The organism is Clostridium sp. HCS.1, from assembly GCF_047900555.1.
Classification (GTDB): domain Bacteria; phylum Bacillota; class Clostridia; order Clostridiales; family Clostridiaceae; genus Clostridium.
This window is the reverse complement of sequence record NZ_CP170704.1, coordinates 1,247,576-1,265,681: the sequence shown is the minus strand read 5'-3', so window position 1 is coordinate 1,265,681 and position 18,106 is coordinate 1,247,576. Positions and strand designations below refer to the sequence as shown.

Annotated in this window: 14 protein-coding genes; 3 read left to right on the top strand and 11 right to left on the bottom strand. The window is 25.9% G+C overall.

What is annotated here, in order from left to right; all coding sequences use genetic code 11:
- Positions 1–125: 125 nt before the first annotated feature.
- The 10 genes from ACFYH6_RS05975 to ACFYH6_RS05930 all read right to left on the bottom strand — a co-directional run bounded on the left by ACFYH6_RS05975 (position 126) and on the right by ACFYH6_RS05930 (position 14,978).
- On the bottom strand, positions 126–2,024 hold the full coding sequence (locus ACFYH6_RS05975) for an FAD-dependent oxidoreductase (RefSeq protein WP_416178869.1): 1,899 nt from the start codon (positions 2,022–2,024) through the stop codon (positions 126–128).
- Positions 2,025–2,106: 82 nt separating this feature from the next.
- Positions 2,107–2,919, bottom strand: a complete 813-nt coding sequence (locus tag ACFYH6_RS05970) for a MerR family transcriptional regulator (RefSeq protein WP_416178870.1) — start codon at positions 2,917–2,919, stop codon at positions 2,107–2,109.
- A gap of 322 nt (positions 2,920–3,241) precedes the next feature.
- Positions 3,242–4,012 (bottom strand): CsxC family protein, encoded by a 771-nt coding sequence (locus ACFYH6_RS05965; protein WP_416178871.1) that lies wholly within the window; start codon positions 4,010–4,012, stop codon positions 3,242–3,244.
- Between the two features lie 191 nt (positions 4,013–4,203).
- Complete coding sequence (locus ACFYH6_RS05960; RefSeq protein ID WP_316343627.1) at positions 4,204–4,980, bottom strand: CsxC family protein; 777 nt, start codon at positions 4,978–4,980, stop codon at positions 4,204–4,206.
- 111 nt (positions 4,981–5,091) lie between these two features.
- On the bottom strand, positions 5,092–6,600 hold the full coding sequence (locus tag ACFYH6_RS05955; protein ID WP_416178872.1) for a catalase: 1,509 nt from the start codon (positions 6,598–6,600) through the stop codon (positions 5,092–5,094).
- Between the two features lie 205 nt (positions 6,601–6,805).
- A complete protein-coding gene (locus ACFYH6_RS05950) occupies positions 6,806–7,951 on the bottom strand; it encodes a toxic anion resistance protein (protein WP_416178873.1) in 1,146 nt (381 codons plus the stop codon).
- 27 nt (positions 7,952–7,978) lie between these two features.
- Complete coding sequence (locus tag ACFYH6_RS05945; RefSeq protein WP_316343629.1) at positions 7,979–9,139, bottom strand: 5-bromo-4-chloroindolyl phosphate hydrolysis family protein; 1,161 nt, start codon at positions 9,137–9,139, stop codon at positions 7,979–7,981.
- Between the two features lie 269 nt (positions 9,140–9,408).
- The gene (locus ACFYH6_RS05940; protein WP_416178874.1) at positions 9,409–12,705 is read right to left on the bottom strand and encodes a ligand-binding sensor domain-containing protein; all 3,297 of its coding nucleotides are present in this window, start codon (positions 12,703–12,705) and stop codon (positions 9,409–9,411) included.
- Between the two features lie 227 nt (positions 12,706–12,932).
- Positions 12,933–14,252: a sensor histidine kinase gene (locus ACFYH6_RS05935; protein WP_416178875.1), complete on the bottom strand. Its 1,320-nt coding sequence runs from the start codon at positions 14,250–14,252 to the stop codon at positions 12,933–12,935.
- 15 nt (positions 14,253–14,267) lie between these two features.
- Entirely contained in the window at positions 14,268–14,978 is a 711-nt protein-coding gene (locus ACFYH6_RS05930; RefSeq protein WP_316342350.1) for a LytTR family DNA-binding domain-containing protein, read from the bottom strand.
- 280 nt (positions 14,979–15,258) lie between these two features.
- Between ACFYH6_RS05930 and ACFYH6_RS05925 the strand changes: the two genes are divergently transcribed.
- Both ACFYH6_RS05925 and ACFYH6_RS05920 read left to right on the top strand, forming a co-directional pair.
- Positions 15,259–15,969, top strand: a complete 711-nt coding sequence (locus ACFYH6_RS05925) for a hypothetical protein (protein WP_416178876.1) — start codon at positions 15,259–15,261, stop codon at positions 15,967–15,969.
- 21 nt (positions 15,970–15,990) lie between these two features.
- Positions 15,991–16,746: an exonuclease domain-containing protein gene (locus ACFYH6_RS05920; protein WP_416178877.1), complete on the top strand. Its 756-nt coding sequence runs from the start codon at positions 15,991–15,993 to the stop codon at positions 16,744–16,746.
- Between the two features lie 167 nt (positions 16,747–16,913).
- On the opposite strand, the gene ACFYH6_RS05915 is transcribed toward ACFYH6_RS05920, so the two are convergent.
- Positions 16,914–17,303 (bottom strand): (deoxy)nucleoside triphosphate pyrophosphohydrolase, encoded by a 390-nt coding sequence (locus tag ACFYH6_RS05915; protein WP_416178878.1) that lies wholly within the window; start codon positions 17,301–17,303, stop codon positions 16,914–16,916.
- Positions 17,304–17,617: 314 nt separating this feature from the next.
- On the opposite strand from ACFYH6_RS05915, the gene arr reads away from it, so the two are divergent.
- Positions 17,618–18,064, top strand: a complete 447-nt coding sequence (arr, locus tag ACFYH6_RS05910) for an NAD(+)--rifampin ADP-ribosyltransferase (RefSeq protein WP_416178879.1) — start codon at positions 17,618–17,620, stop codon at positions 18,062–18,064.
- The last annotated feature ends 42 nt before the right edge of the window (positions 18,065–18,106 follow it).

Sequence of the window (18,106 nt, the reverse complement as noted above, 5' to 3'; positions counted from 1 at the left end):
AAAATGTCCTAAATTTATACAAAATAATACTTTTTTTTAAAAAATTATTAGTATAAAAAAAGATATATTAACACAGTTATCATATGTTAATATATCTTTTAGTTATAGGCTATTAACTATTTATATTATTTATTATTTATATATTGATACATATTTCTTCCAGCTAATGTTCCTGATCCTAAAGAAAGCCCAAATGCTGATCCTTCATTATCATAGTATGGTGCAGTAAATAAGCTGCCTGCATCTACTCCAGCTACATATAATCCATTAATAGGTTCATTATTTTTATCTAAAGCTCTTAATGAATCATCAACCTTTACGCCTCCAAGAGTACACCATGCACTTGGTTCATATTCAAATACATAATATGGTCCATTGTTTACTGGTGTTAAGAAAACTGGATCCTTAACGAATTCGCTATCATATTTTGCTTCACAATACTTATTATATTGTTCAACTGTTGATACTAAATTATCAAGACCGAATTTTTCAGCTAATTCTTCTATTGTATCTGCTTTATATGCCCAACCTTCATCGATTGCTTCTTGTAATTGAGATTTAGCTTCAGTTAATACTTTAACATGTGCTTTTGATGTTGGTGCTTCATCTGATAAGTTTCTTACACCTGCAACCCAAGACTCAGGGCTACCTAAAGTCTTAAATATACCTTGTTCACAAACTGAATTATAGTATGCTTCATCCATTACAGCATAGTACTTTCCATATCTTAATGTAGCTTCTGCACCACTTAATGGTTCTGAAGCCATTATTTCTTCGTTAAAGAATCTATTTCCTTCTGAGTTAACAAGTAATCCACCATAAATACCAAATCTTAAGTTTTGATTACAATCCATAGACCAAGTTCCAGCCTTTGAGTTTGAAGCTGAGAATTCATTTGCAACTATACCCCAGTTTTTATCTTCTACTCCACCTGCTGCTAATGTCATATTAATTCCGTCACCAGTTGATAATGTATTACCAAGTGGGTTTATTGTAATATTACCAAATTTATTTTCAATTATTTCTTGACCACCTAAGTATCCACCAGTAGCTAATAATACAGCATCTGCATTAATTGTAACCTTTGTTCCATCTGCCTTTGTAGCCTTTATTCCTACTGCGTTTCCATCTTTATCTAAGATAACTTCTTCTCCAGTAGTTTCAAGCATTATAGTTCCACCATTAGCAGTTATTTTATCTGCTAGGAATCCCATTCTGTCTAATCCCTTTTCTTTAATTCCATGTCTTGCTCTAAAACCTACTCCATAAGCATCTTGTCTTAAGTATACACTTAAACCTAAATCAGCTAACATATCTATTGTTTCTCCTGTAACTTCTAAAGTCTTACGAAGTAAGGCATCGTTAACTGTGCTATTACCAAATTCAGACATATGCTCAAATAATTCTTCTGTTGTAAGGTCTTCCCCTTCTGCTTTTTGAACCTTAGTTCCAGTAGCTATAGGCCCACCTGCATTAGCTCCATTACTAACAGCAAGGCTTACACCTTTTTCTATTACCATTACCTTAGCACCTAAACCTGATGCACTAATTGCAGCTGTTAAACCTGCAGCACCACCACCAACTATAACTATATCTGTATCATAAGTTTCTTCTTTTTTAGAAGCTGTCTCTTCTTTTTTATTATTCTTTAATGCTTCTACATCTCCATTAGCTTGCTTTACACAATCTTCAACTGCAGAAACAATTGCATTAGTAGTTAAGCTTGCACCTGATGTTACATCTACTTCTAAAGTTTGTCCATCAACAATTGACTTTATAGTACGTTCAATAGCTTCATTTGAAATACCTTCTGTTTCATTACTTTCTAAAACTTCAACAGAAACTATTGATTCTTCATCAAATACTGTCTTTATTTTTACATCTCCATTTTTACCAGCACTTACAGCTGTATACTCTCCAGGTGTAAAAGATAGTTTCTTGTTACCTGAATTACAGGATACTAATCCTAGTAACATGATAATTGATAACATGCTACTTAATAATCTTTTTACATTCTTTTTCACTAAGTATTCCCCCTAATTTGTCAAATTTATATCAATCCAACTCAGAGTATAAAGGTTGCACTTAGTGCAATGTCAATACATTTTATTCTACAGGTATATATATAATAAATCCTTTACTTCCATCTTCATATTTAAGCTTTACTCCATTAAAATAAATATCTCCCACAGCTTTCATATTATTTTTTTCAATATATTTTAAAGCATCTTCTATAAATTCAATAAATTTATCATTTTTATTATGATTATTTGCATAGTAAACTAAGCATTTCCCCATTTTTAATATTTCTCCTTGATTATTTAAATCAATTCCTCTACTTTTTGCTACATCTAAATCTAGGGATATTCCATAATCTTTTTGAATCTTATCTATATTATAAATATACTCATTTTTTATACGACTACAATATTCTGAAATTGGTAGCATATCTACAAATTTTGAAAAAGTATCATACTCTGAAATAGTAAAATCTAATCCTTTAGATGCAGGTATAAAAACTTTATCTTTAATATATTTGATTTGGTACTTATTCTTTCCTGATTTTACTGTTTCTAAATTTTTTCTAGTACTATTTATACCTTCTAATTGCTCATTTAATTTTTCCATTTCTTTTTCTATTTCATTTTTTCTTTCATTAAGCTTTTCTATAACTGAATCTACATCACTATTTTCAATTAGTTCTAGAGAATCTTCTACACTAATACCTAAGGACCTAAAATGCTTAAATCTATTTAGTTTAAAAGCATCAAAATGAGTAAATCTTCTATAATTATTAGCTTCCTTTTTAGGCTTTAATAAATCAATTCTTTCAAAGTATCTAAGAGAACTATAGGGTAATCCCACCATAGCACTAAATTCCTTTGCTGAATATTTTCTAAGATTTAATTTCTCTTTCATTTTTTGCATAACTCCTATTGTTCTTCCTATTCCATTTATCATTTATAATTTAACTTATGTAGAGTTAAATATTTATAGTCACTTAAAAAAGCATCATTATTTTAACATAAATATAACTCTTTTCAAATTCTTTGTATTTTTTTTAACAATATTTATTATTGTAAGTATAAAATATAGAGTAGTTTTAATAAGTGATATAAATTTTTTTTATTTATCTTATAAAGAGATATAATAAAGCAGACTTAAAACTTCTTTTTTAAGTTTTAGGTCTGCTTTATTATTAAATAATATATAAAATTAAAGATTCCCAATTATTTAATAATTATTCTGCTGTTATTCTTACTTGTTGCTTTTGTAATATTTTTAAAGTTAAATTTAAAACTATTTTTTCTGTTACTTTAGTAAATGTTTGTTCTGTAGGAGATGTACAGTTAGAAATTGCATTTGTATTAATGTCCACTTCAATAATATCTGCCCTAACTAATTCAGTAAAAGGTTTTTCATTAAAAACTTCTGTTATAGCAGAACTCTCATCACAAGGATTACTACCAACAATAGTATCTGAACATTCATCACAAGATTTAATTTTATCTGTAAAAAATTCTATTTCACAAGGAATTGAATTTCCCATAAAAATAGGCTCTCTAATAAAAGTAATTCTTGTTGTAAAATTGAATGGTACATTAAAATTTGAATATCTTATATATCCACAATTATTTGGAGTACCTTCTGCACTATAAGTTTTAGGTACATACTCAATACTCTTCTTAATAAATCCTTCTACAAAAAGTATTCCATTATCTCTACAATTATCTTCAGAAAATGGAATTATGCGGGATTGAGTTAAAAACACATTTTTCCTTATTCTATTAATCTCTAAAACTTCCTTATCTAAAGTAATAGTAGCTTCAATGGGAAGTGTAACTTTTACCTCTGCTAGAACTACTGGAATTTTTACAACTAAAGGCCCACATTCAATAGTATCAGGTATTATATCAGTTTCTTTAGTTAATGGTTGTACCTTAGAATTAACTGATGAACAAGAATTAGACACAGTTTTACAATCATTAATAATTATTTTATTATCATTCATTTTAGGGCTTCCTCCATTTTTATCTAAGCATAGTTAATTCATTCTATTTAATGTATAATATACAAATTCTGTCCTTTTAGTACATTAGTAAATTAAGTATAAACATAAAAAGTCCTCAATAGCCATTATATTAAAAGCTATTGAGGAAAATATTCAATATTACATTTTACTTAACTATTATATCGTAATTATTAGATTCCTAATGCTGTAACATTTACTTGTTGTTTTTGTAATACTTTTAATGTTAAATTAACTACCACTTTTTCTGTAAGCTCAGTAAAGTTTTGTTCTATAGGAGCATCACAATTTGAATATGGTCTTGTGTGAATATCAACTTCTGCAATATCTGCTCTTACTAATTCTGTAAAAGGCTTTTCATTAAATATTTCTACATTGAAAAAGCTTTGATCACAAGTATTACGTCCTATTATTGGATCTGCACAAGCATCGCAGCCTCTACGTTTATCTGTAAAGAATTCTAATTCACTTGGTCCAAAATTTGCACTGAAAATTGGTTGTCTAATAAAAGTTACTCTTGTTGAAAAACTAAAAGGTACTTCAACTGTACAATGTCTTATATATCCACATATATTAGGAGTTTTTGGTGTGCTACAAGTTTTTGTTGCGTACTCAATATTCTTTCTAATAAATCCTTCTATAAATAATATTCCAGTACCAAATTCACTATCTTGAGAAAATGGAATAATACGAGATTGAGTTAAAAATACATTTTTTCTTATTCTCTTAATTTCTATAACTTCCTTATCTAATTTTATAGCAGCTTCAACAGGAATTGTAACATTTACTTCTGCTAATACTACTGGAAGCTTAACAACTACAGGACCTGGTGCAATAACATCAGGTGTTACTGGAATTTGCTCAGTTAAAGTTTGATTCTTGCTTGTAACAGTTGCACAATTATTTGTTACACATAAATTATCTTTTGTATTTGTATTGTTATAATTCATAATAACATTTCCTCCATTTTGTATAATAAAGAACAATTAATTAAACCTTATATTACATAATAGATTAATTATCTCTTTTTGTGCATTAATGGATAAGAATTTTTATTTTTTTTACTGCTTAGGCATAGTAGCTTTAAATCTTTCTTCACGACTCATTTGTGAAAGCTCTATAACATGGTCTAAGTTAAGATTTAATGCTTTAGCCATTCTTTCACCATATTCTCTATCTGCAAGATAACAATGGGCAGCATGTCTGTATTTTATGTTTTCAGTAATATCACCCATATGTCTTGCTGTATTTCCAATTAATAGTTCTCTTTTATCCTCTGTCATTAATCTATATAAATCACCTGGTTGATAGAAACAATCATCATTTTTATCATCGTATTGACTATAATGATCCATATATCCACTAATTTCAAGAGATGGCTCATTATAAGAATTGTCATCTTGCCATACTCCATAACTATTTGGTTCATAATGCTTTGTTGCTCCATAATTTCCATCAACACGCATTTGTCCATCACGATGAAAACTTGAAACTGGACATTTAGCTGCATTTACTGGAATAGAATTAAAATTTACACCTAAACGATAACGTTGAGCATCTCCATAAGAGAATAATCTACCTTGTAGCATCTTATCAGGTGAGAAACCTATACCAGGAACAATATGTGCTGGATTAAAGGCAACCTGTTCAACATCTGCAAAATAATTTTCAGGATTTCTATTAAGTTCTATTACACCAACTGGAATTAAAGGATATTCTTTATGGCTCCAAACCTTTGTTAAATCAAAAGGATTATCTCTATGATTTTTAGCTTGTTCCTCAGTCATGATTTGGAAATACATAGTCCATCTTGGGAAATCTCCTCTTTCAATAGCATTAAATAAATCCCTTTGACTACTTTCTCTATCTACTGCAATTAATTGCTCAGCTTCTTCATCTGTTAAATTTTTTATTCCTTGTTGTGTTCTCATATGGAACTTAACCCAAACTCTTTCATTTTTATCATTAATTAAACTAAAAGTATGACTTCCAAAGCCATGCATATGGCGATATGTTGCTGGAATTCCCCTATCACTCATTGTAATTGTTACTTGATGAAGTGCTTCAGGTAATAGTGTCCAGAAGTCCCAATTATTTTGTGGAGATCTCATGTTAGTTTTTGGATCACGCTTTATAGCATGGTTTAAATCTGGGAATTTAAGAGGGTCTCTAAAGAAGAATACAGGAGTATTATTACCTACTAAGTCCCAATTTCCTTCTTCAGTATAGAATTTCATTGCAAAACCTCTTAAATCACGTTCTGCATCAGCAGCACCACGTTCCCCTGCAACTGTAGAGAAACGAATAAACATTTCTGTTTGTTTTCCAATTTCAGAAAATATCTTTGCCTTAGTATATTTAGTAACATCATGTGTTACAGTAAATGTACCAAAGGCACCACTTCCTTTGGCATGCATACGTCTTTCTGGTATTACTTCTCTATCAAAGTGAGCAAGTTTTTCTTGAAACCAGACATCTTGCATAACCATTGGCCCTCTTTTACCTGCTGTAAGGACATCTTGATTATCTCCAATAGGAGCACCAACTTCGTTAGTTAATTTCTTATTCATAAAACCCTCCTCATTTTAATAATTTTTATTTTGACTTTATATTAAGTATACATTTTACACATTATTTTTTTCAAAAGTTTTTCAGAATATTAAGAAAATTGTAATTTTATGTTCTTTTCTCCTAGAAATGTAATAAAAAAACTTCTCTTATAATAAACAGCTTTTTACTGTACCAAAAGAGAAGCATTTGCTTTATTTATAAATATTATTGAGTTTTAAAATTTAAAAGTTTATTTTTTAATTGATCTTCTATAGTTCTTAATTCAACTTCAGCTTCCTTACGCTTTTGACGTCCTTCTGTTTGTATACGAAGTATCTCATCAAGAGTTGAAATTAAAGATTCATTAGTAACCTTAAGGGTTTCAATATCAACAATTCCTCTTTCTGATTCCTTTGCAGTTTCTATAGTTGAAGTTTTTAATATTTCTGCATTTTTACGTAAAAGTTCATTTGTCATATTTGTAACTTCACTTTGAACCTTTGCTGCATTAGAAGAATGCGCAACTCCTAAAGCTAAAACAATTTGACTCTTCCAAAGAGGGATAGTATTAACTATTGTTGATTGTATTTTTTCGGACATTAAAGAATCATTATTTTGAATTAAACGAATTTGTGGAGCCATTTGAAGAGAAATCATCTTAGTTAACTCTAAATCATGAATCTTCTTTTCAAATCTATTACAAAGAGCAAGAAAATCATTTACCTCTTGGGCATCTTGAGGAAGTCCAGTAATTCTTGCTTTTTCTTGTAATTTAGGTAGCTCCTCTTGTTCTAATTTTTGAAGCTTCTTTTTACCTGCTAGTATATACATAGAAAGTTCTTTAAAATATGCCTTATTTATTTCATACATCTTATCTAGCATGGCAATATCCTTTAAAAGTTGTATTTGATGTTTTTCAAGGTTATTACACATTTTATTAATATTATCTTCTACCTTATCATACTTTATCTTCATTTCAGAAATCTTATTCTTGCCTTTTTTGAAAAAACCAAAGATGCCCTTTTTATCTTCTGTATCTTCAAAATTCTTTAATTCATGAACTACGCTAGAAAGCATATCACCAATTTCGCCTAAATCTTTAGTTCTTACATTATTTAAGGCGGTTTCTGAAAAATCCGAAATTTTCTTTTGAGCTCCTACTCCAAATTGTAAAATAGAATTTGAATTCTTTATTTCTATTTTATTTACAAATTCATCTACCATACGTTTTTCTTCATCTGTTAAATTAATTTCATCAATTATTTCCTCTTTTTTATCTTCTTTAACTTCTAAATTAGCAACCTCTTCCACCATTGGTTCAAAAACTAATTCAGGCTTTAAATTAATATCCTCTTTAAATCCATCACTCATTATAATTTCCTCCCTTTTACTTCAAGCTTATTTTTTGAAATCCTCTTCTGTTAATCCCTCTTGTTTAAATAAAGTTTTTAAAACAGAAATATCTGTTGAAATATCTAAAACAATATCTTCATATAAATCATCTAATAAATTTTCAAAGGCATTATTTATAATATCAATACTTTTTTCGATTTCATTTTTAGCATTCATTATATTATCGCCCTGTACTGTTTGCTTAGTTAAATCCTTATATGAATTAATAAGCTTTATAGTAATAGGAAGATAATGATTTATAAATTTATTAACTTCTTGAAGCTTTTTAGGATTCTGTTCAACATAATTAAGTATTTGATTTGCTATGCCTTGTAATTTATCTATCTTAAGAGCTATTTCTTCTTTATAAAGCTCATTTCTTACAGATTTTATTTCTTCAATATACTTTCTTCCCATTTTAATTATAGAATTTAATTCTTCTTCTTCAGAATCATTTATATTTCTATTTAACTTTGCCTTTTTATCTAATTCTTCCTTATCCATTTGTTGCTTTTTTAATTTTAAATAATCAGTATAAACATCATCATTTAACATAAAGTAATTTTTTTCATCATCTATATGTCCTTCTGTAAACATACCTAAATTTATCATTTTATTAAGATCTTTAATAACAAAAGCTTCTTTTTCTTTAGCAAATCTAGCTAGGTCTTTAATTAAGCAATAACTATTATCTTCAATAAATCTTACATAAGTCTTAAAACGCTTTATTCTTTTTCTTAAATTTACACCTCTAAATAATAAACCTAAGCTTATTCCTAAAAGTAAAACTATTACTATAAAGGCCCCTAATGTATCAGCAACTAATTTACTGAAAAATGACATAAATATTATAAATACTAATGATAAAATTCCAAAAAACATAGTGCCTAATAAGCCAAATATCATATAAACAATTCCTGATACAGTTCCAGCTGGTCTTTTATCAATGTATGTTGATATATTATTTTTAGCCTTCTTATTTAAGTTATTATAATTATTTTCTATTTTTATATTAAATTCATTTAGCTTTGATTTAAATTCATTTATTGTATCTTCAGCTTTATAGCTAATATCTCTTTTTAAATTTACGAAATCTATAGCATTAAAGGCGTTTTTCACTGTATTCATAATCTGATCTTCTAAGTCAGAAAAATCTCTTCTATCCATTCTATTTCCTCCAAATTATTTTATTAAAATAAACATAAAATTAAATATAAAAAGCACTCTATCTTCATTAAAATATTTCAATTTTATTATATCTTATTATTAAATCAATTACAATTTATAACAACTGCATTATCTATATTATAAATTTTAAATAATAAAAAAGATATATTAATACTTATATGTACTAATATATCTTTTTTCCAATTGCTATAAGTTATACTAAAATACACGATTACCATATACATAATATTCTAGTTCTATATAACTTGTTAATCCATTAAAATATCCTTATCATTTAAAGAATGTATTATCCCCTTATTAGAAAATTTCCTATCATACTCTTCTTCACATTTTTCTAATACATTAGGAAGGCCTATAGTAAAGCTACTACCTTTATTAACTTCACTTTCAAGTTTAATATATCCACCATGAAGTTCAACTATATATTTAACAAGGGTAAGTCCAATACCACTACTAGTTGCCTTTATAACTCCAGTACCTTCTACCTGTGAAAACCTCTTGAATATAAATTCTTGATCAGATTTTGATATTCCGATACCAGTATCTTCTACAGTTATCTCAATGTAGTCATCAACTTCCTTAATATATAATCTAATTTCCCCGCCTTCTTTAGTAAATTTAACTGCATTACCTAATAAGTTAATTATGCACCTTTCTATTTCTGTTTCATCAAAGGATATTATCTTCTCTTCCATATCAGGATCAATTATTAGGGATAAACCTTTATCTTCTATATAATTACTCATATTAAGTGCGGCTTCTTCAACTATATAAACTATATCATTATTCTTCTTAGAAATTTTATATTTTCCAGTTTCTATCTTTGAACTATCTATAATATCATTTATTATTTTTAATAGATTATTACAACTTTTATGCACAATACTCATATATTGATTTATTTTATCATGAGTGATATTTTTATCTTTATTAAGTAAATTTATTAGTTGTACCGTTGATACAATAACATTTATTGGTGTTCTAAGCTCATGAGATAAATTTACAAAATAATTATTTTTAAACTTTTCATTATTTATTAGTTCTTTACTTAACTTTTTATTCTCTTCTAACTGTTTATTAAGTTTCATTGTTTTTTGATTTACTAGGTGCTGTAATATCTTAACATAATTAAATATATAAATAATAATTACTAGTAATATTAGTAAATATATTATATAAGCTAAGGGTGTTTTCCAAAAAGGATCTTTTACCCTTATATTAATTTTTGTTTCTTTAGTTAATTCACCATGTCCATCTCTAGCTCTTATTTTTAAAGTGTACTTTCCAGGTTCTAAAGATTTTAAATAGATTTCATTACTAGTATCCATATATATCCATCTTGAGTCAATTCCTTCAAACATATATTCATAAGTTATATTATTTAAAGTTTCATAATTAGGTAGAAAATAATTAATATATAAATTTTTATAATTGTAATCTAAAACAATTTCTTTTCCATCATAGGAAACTCTATTATGTCCAACGAAAATATCTCCAATTACTACTTCATCTTTAAGCATTTTATAATCAACTATGTCATTTGGATTAAAGTAGGTAAGCCCTTCAGTACTACCAAATATTATGTTTCCATCTTTAAGCTTTAAACTTGAATTTAAATTAAATTGATATCCATATAAGCCATCCATTATAGTATATTTAATAATGGTATCTTTATCTATATCATACTTATTTAACCCTTTATTAGTACTTATCCAAATATGATTGTTATCATCAATTAATATTGAATTGATAAAATTATTAGATAATCCTTCTGAAGTAGTGTAAGAAGTGAATTCCTTTGTATTTAAATCAAATTTACTAAGTCCTACATTTGTTCCTATCCATAAGTTTCCTGAATTATCAAATGTCATACAATTTATATAGTTGTTAATTAAAGAGGTTTCTTTTGAAGGATCATTTATATATCTTTCTATAACCCCTTTTTCTTTGTGGAATTTAATTAAGCCAATTTCAACTCCACCTAACCAAAGAATATCTTCACATTTATTATCTTGTAAAATGTACTTTATTACTCCTGGATTTATTCCAAGCTCTCTCATACTTTCGCTATAATAATTTCTTTTGTCTTTTTCTATATTATAAGAGTAAAAATCATTTGTTGTTGCTATCCATATTTCTTTTTCATCGCTGTATAAATAATTTAGTTCTGAAGAATAATACTCTCCTATTATTATTTTTGTATATACCTTATCCACTGTATCTAAAGCTATCATTTCTTTATTAGTTACTAGAACCATATACCTATTATCTATTTTAAACATAGTTTTTATATATCTATCACTTAAACTAAAGCTATTTTTCTCATATAGCCAACTTTTTAAATTACCACTCTCTGCTTCATATATATATACTCCATTGAATTTAGTAGCAATCCATATATTATCATTATGTTGTAATATAGATACTATATTCCTATTCCATTTACTAATATAATTAAATGTAGCTTTATCATTTAATATATTAGCTCCCTTGTCTGTTCCAATCCAAATAGTTCCATTAGAATCTTCATAAAAACAGGTTATAACACTACTAGAAATTGAATTTTTACTACTTATATCCTTTCTGTATACATTAAAGTTACCTTTATCTCTCAAATACTTTATTGCACCATTACTTGTAGATAACCAAACATTATTTTTACTATCATTTAAGATAAAATTATTATAAAAATTCACTTTATTATCTTTAAAATCATAAATAGTAGTTACAGTATTTTCTTTTACATTATACTTTTTAACTACTTCACTATTAATTACATATATATGATCCTTTTTATCTTCTCTTATATTTATAATAATGATACCTTGTTTAGTGGATATCCACATGTTACCTAGTTCATCTTTTGATATATAGTTGATAAATAATTTATCATTTTCTTTATTATTACTTATTACAGAATTTTTATCTATTATATTTATTCCTGATCTAGTTCCCACCCACAGATAGTTATTTTCATCTTCTTCTAAACATGTTATTGATGAACTAGTTAAGGTATTATTATCACTTTGGCGGTTATAAAATGCTTCAATTGTTTCATCCTTTATATTAATCTTAATTAAACCATTTTCTGTACCTACCCACATAATATTCTCTTCAAAACTGCTCTTTAATAGTGATGTTATCTTTAAATTACCTAAATTATATTTATCATCTATATCTTTCATTCTTATAATGGTGTCTGTATCTCTAACTAAGAAATCTAATCCATTATCAGTCCCTATCCAAAGATTTCCTTTGCTGTCTTCCTCTATAGTTGTTATAAATGTTGAACTTAAAGTATTGTCATCTTCAACATTACAGTTATATATTTTTATTATTTCACCATCATATCTATTAAGACCATCTTTTGTGCCTATCCACATATATCCCTTGCTATCTTGAAATATAGTTGTTACATATTCATTTGAAAGGCCATCATTAATAGATATACTTTCAAATTTAGAATCATTTAGTACTTCTGCATGGGTCTTTATAGGAATCAAAATAAATATTAAAATAAATATCATTAATCTTTTCAGTATCATATCATTAAACCTCATAAAGTAAATTTGCTTTATATAAATCCTTCTATATTTTTATTTTACTTTAATTATCTTAATGAAATTTATTTTTGTCGTAAAATGTATTTTTTTGTAGTCTAATTGTATTTATAATTACTTTATGGAAAGTTTACTATAAAAAATTATTCACAGGGTAATATTTTTATAAATTCCTCGTATAATAAAAAAGATACTGCTATAAAACAGTATCCTTAACTTATTTTCTTATCTTGCTGTATCATTATATATGTAGTAAATATATTATTTTTATGATGTCTATTAACATACCCATTATATTTTTTTACTATATTATCTACTTGAACTAAACCAATTCCATTCATATAATTATTCTTTGATGATATAAATTTACCATCTATTTCATTTACATAGCCACTACTAGTATTATTACTTATCTTAATAACTAATATATTTTTTTCTGATGCTATTTTTAAATTAATAAATCTATAGTCCTTAATGTTATCACAAGCTTCAATAGAATTATCAAGAAGATTACCAAGTATAGTACATATATCTACACTAGAAACTTTTATATCTGAATTTATTTTTAAATTTAAGCTTATATGTATATTTTTCCCTTCAGCTGCTTTAATTTTACTTACTAATATAGAATTTATGGCTATATTATCTGTATATATATTTTTATCTAATTTAGTAATACTACTATCTATTTCATTTATATATGAAATAACATCTTCTTTAGTACTTACTTGTAATAAACCAGATATCATACTTATATGATTTCTGAAATCATGTTTCCAACCAACCATTTCAGTATACATATCTATAATTTCCTTATCATGAATTTTACGATCTAAATCCATTTTTAATATGAACTTTTCTTCCATTTCCTTTGAAAATATATTTAATATATATATTGACAATACTTGTATACTGCATAAAATAAATAAAATGGTTATAGTATCCTTATTCACTGTATTTATATTTACTATTAATGCTCTTTCTATAATGAATATTAATATATGATTAAAAAGTAATATAGCTGCAACTATATATAATGTTATATCTTTTATGTATTTTATAAAATTTATATTATTCAAAAAGAAGCATATAAGTACAAATTGAAATAATCTGATAAATAATACTACTATAACTCTTTTGTAATTAGTATATAGAAACATCTCGGAAAAGGTTATATTAAATGACATTGAAACTATAATGTATATTATAAAAGAACTTACTACCATTATAGTAATATATAAAGAAGATAAAAAAAACTTTTCTGATATTCTACATTTTCTAAATAAAAGAGGATAAATTATTAATAAACTATAATAAAAAAGCATAAATCTAATTATTTTAATTCCACTCATGTGAATAAATACTTTATTGATGTTTATTGTTGACATTGAAGCATAAAAAATAATCATTATTATTGTAAATACTTTGCTGTATTTCTTAATTTTAGGTTCCATTATTGTATTAAAAAAGTATATTATCATAATTGAACTTAGTAAGTTACTTATTCCTTCTAATACATGTAAAATTATCATAAACTATTTCAATCCTTATTCACAAATATAATTTATAAAAGTATCATTAACTTCTTTATATTTTCCTCTACTTATAGGTATCTTAACCCCATTTTCTAATAATACATTATTTTTTATTATTGATTTAATATATCTTACATTTACTATATAAGATCTATGGCATCTAATAAAATATTCACTTGGCAAAATCTTTTCTATCTCACCTATATTCTTTCTTATAGTAATTTTTTCAGTACTTGTATGAATATCTATATATGGAGAAAACATTATAAAATACTGTATTTTATTATAATCTAATTTTATAATTTTTTTTCCTGTTTCTAAAACTAGTGAAGAATCTTCTTTTTCACTAGTAATTCTATCTAATGTGCTATTTAAACAATAATATAAATCTATTGTCTTAATAGGTTTTATTAAATATTGTAATGCACGAACTTTATATCCATGTAATGCATATTTAAAAAATCCTGTTACAAATACTATATCTATATTTTTATTTTTTTCTCTTATTATATTAGACAATTCAATTCCTGACATTTTGCTTAACTTTATATCTAAAAATATAATGTCGTATTGATCATAATCTGACCATTCAAATAAAAATGATTCTGCTGTTGTAAAATTATCAATTGATATTTCAATATCTTTTTCCTTAGCCCATTTTTTAATATGATTATTAAGTAAATTAATTTGTACAACTTGATCTTCACATATAGCTATCTTCATTGATATAAGAATCCCTCCATATTTTATTTATCTTCAAATATAAGTTACTATTTTTCTCTTTAAATAAAATAACATAATAATCAATTTTCTTATTATAACTTAAACTTATATTAAATGTAAATTTTATTTTCACTAATTTTATATTTTCTCATTGTAAATATTGGTATAATTTCCATCATAGTTTCTTATTACTTATATTTATTATTACTTTTTTGGTATTTTCAGCAACAATTTTGTTAAAAATGTAAGTATCAATAATTGTTAATATCAGGAGGTAGCCATGAAAAAAATAATAATACTATTAGTTTTATTCCTATCACTTTTTTTAGTTTCTTGTGGTAGTGCCAACATTACTACAGAAACTACAATAACAGGGGATAGTATTTCTAAGATTAAAATTATTTTAAATTATGATTCATTAGTTAAAAGTCAATTAGAAAACACTAATATAAAGGATAAAATAAATCCTTATTTAGCAGTTAAATCATCGTATAATAGCGAAATTAACATGTATGTTGATGAATTAGTTTTATCTAGAGAGGTTATTAATTATCTATTATCATCTACTAAACTAAAAGACTACATATCAATAGAAAGCTATAAATCAACTTCTTTATTCAAAAACTTATACACTTTTGATATAAAATTCCTTTCTGATTTATCTTCTCTTGTTGATAGTGATTTATCAGCATATTTACCATCTCTTGCAGATAGTAATTTATCTGCATACTTAAGGTATATACCATTTAGCAATAAGATTATTATACCTGGTAAAATATTATCATCAAATTCTAATAATGTAATAAATGAAGATACCTTAGAATGGACCTACACTTTAGATCAAATTAATAGTGATACAAATTTACAATTTGAATATGAAGCTTATAGTATTTTTAGAATAATGTTATTTATTTTAATTATAATTGCTTTACTTGCTGCTATAATTTATTTAATAAAAAGGAATAAAGCAACAGATACCTCTAAACATTAAATTTCCCATAAGGTGGTATATATGATGAAGTATATTATATTTGATTTAGAATTTAATCAAAGCTCTAATAAAGAAGATAGGCTTACTCAGTTACCCTTTGAAATAATACAAATTGGAGCCTTAAAACTTGATGAAAATTTTAAAACTATTTCAACATTTAATGAATTAGTAAAGCCTACTGTTTATAAAAATATTCTTCCCTATATTCAAGATCTAACAAAGATTACTGACGAAATGGTTTCTTCTGCCAAAGAATTTACAAATATTTATTATGACTTTATGAATTTTATTGGAAAAGAAGATATAACATTCATTGTTTGGGGGATTTTAGACTTAACAGAATTATATAAAAACATTATTTACTTTAATCTCCCTACTGAAGACCTTCCTAAACTTTATATAGATATTCAAGATTATGCTAGTAAACATTTTAAAGTTCCAGGTGGAAAAAGGATTGGACTAAAAAATGCACTAGATTTTCTAAATATAAATATAAGTTGTGAATTTCATAATGCTTTCAACGATGCTTACTATACAGCTGAGGTATTTAAAAAATTATATACTGATTCCATAGAGCCGAAAGCTTATTCCCATACACCTATTAGAATAAAATCAGAGCCAAAGAAAATAGTTGATTATAATGCCTTAATTATTCAAATTGAAAAAATGTATAATAAAAAATTAACCTCTGAAGAAATCAGCATGATAAAATTAGCATACAATATGGGTAAAACTAATCAATTTCTTATACATATAGAGAAAGAAACACAAAACTAAATAGAGGTACTTTTTCTAGGAAAACTAGTTAAACAAGACCACTTATTAAGAAAAATAGATAAATTTTTTCTATTATTTAATAAAAAGAAAAACCTATACTAGTACATAAATTGCTAGTATAAGTTTTTCTTTATTTCTAAGTTTATATTAATAAATCATCGTAACACTTACTTAATAACTCCTAATATCTTTTCAACTACCTCAACATCTGCAGGTACCCAATCTTGTGATTCTAACTCATCTAATGAAACCCACTTTGCATCATTGTGTGCATTTAAGTTAAGGCTTCCACCACATATCTCACAAGTAAAACAATGCATAGTTAAATGAAAACTTGTATAATCATACTCTACAGTTGTTAGATATTCTAAATTATTTATATCTAGTTCAAGTTCTTCCTTAATTTCTCTTATTAATGCCTCTTCTTTTGTTTCTCCTACTTCTATTTTTCCACCTGGAAACTCCCACATATCTTGAAATTCTCCATAGCTTCTGCGAGTTATAAATATTTTATCTTTCTTTTTTATTATAGCTGCAACTACCTCTATTAGCTTCATAACTTCTACATTCCTCTTTAATTCTTCTATTTTGCATTAACACTAAACATATAAACCTGTTACTTTATTTTCTTTTATAAAAAATAAAGTAACATGATATTTCACATATATCACATTACTAAAAAAATCATAACTTACTTATATTAGTAAAACTATCTTTCCACCTTAATTATATCATGTAAAAAATATAAAATATAGACTTATGTTTCCATTTTTCCTATGATAAGATGATGTAAATATAATTAGCAAAAATGACTTTTAAAACTAGTAACCTACCTATTAATTATATTATTCTAGTAAAAAGGAGAATTTATATGAGTATTGAAAACAAAACTTCAATCCAATCTAAATCAGATAAAATATTAGATAAGGGACCTTTTTATCACGGAACAAAAGCTAACCTTAAAATAGGAGATTTAATTAAAATAGGATTTTCATCTAATTATGGCAAAGGTAAAAAAGCTAATTTTGTTTATATGACAGCAACTTTGGAGGCAGCAATTTGGGGAGTAGAACTAGCAATTGGTGATGACAATGAAAGAATATATATAGTTGAACCTACTGGAGAATTTGAAGATGATCCTAATTTAACTAATAAAAAGTTTCCTGGAAATCCTACACGTTCTTATCGTACATCCTTTCCACTAAAAGTAATTGGAGAAATAACTGAATGGAAGGGCCATTCACCAGAAGAACTTAAAATTATGAAGGATAATTTAAACAAACTAAAAGAACAGGGAATTGAAGCTATTAATGAGTAATTTAATTATTCATTTTATTTTTATATTGAAAAAACTCTAAGG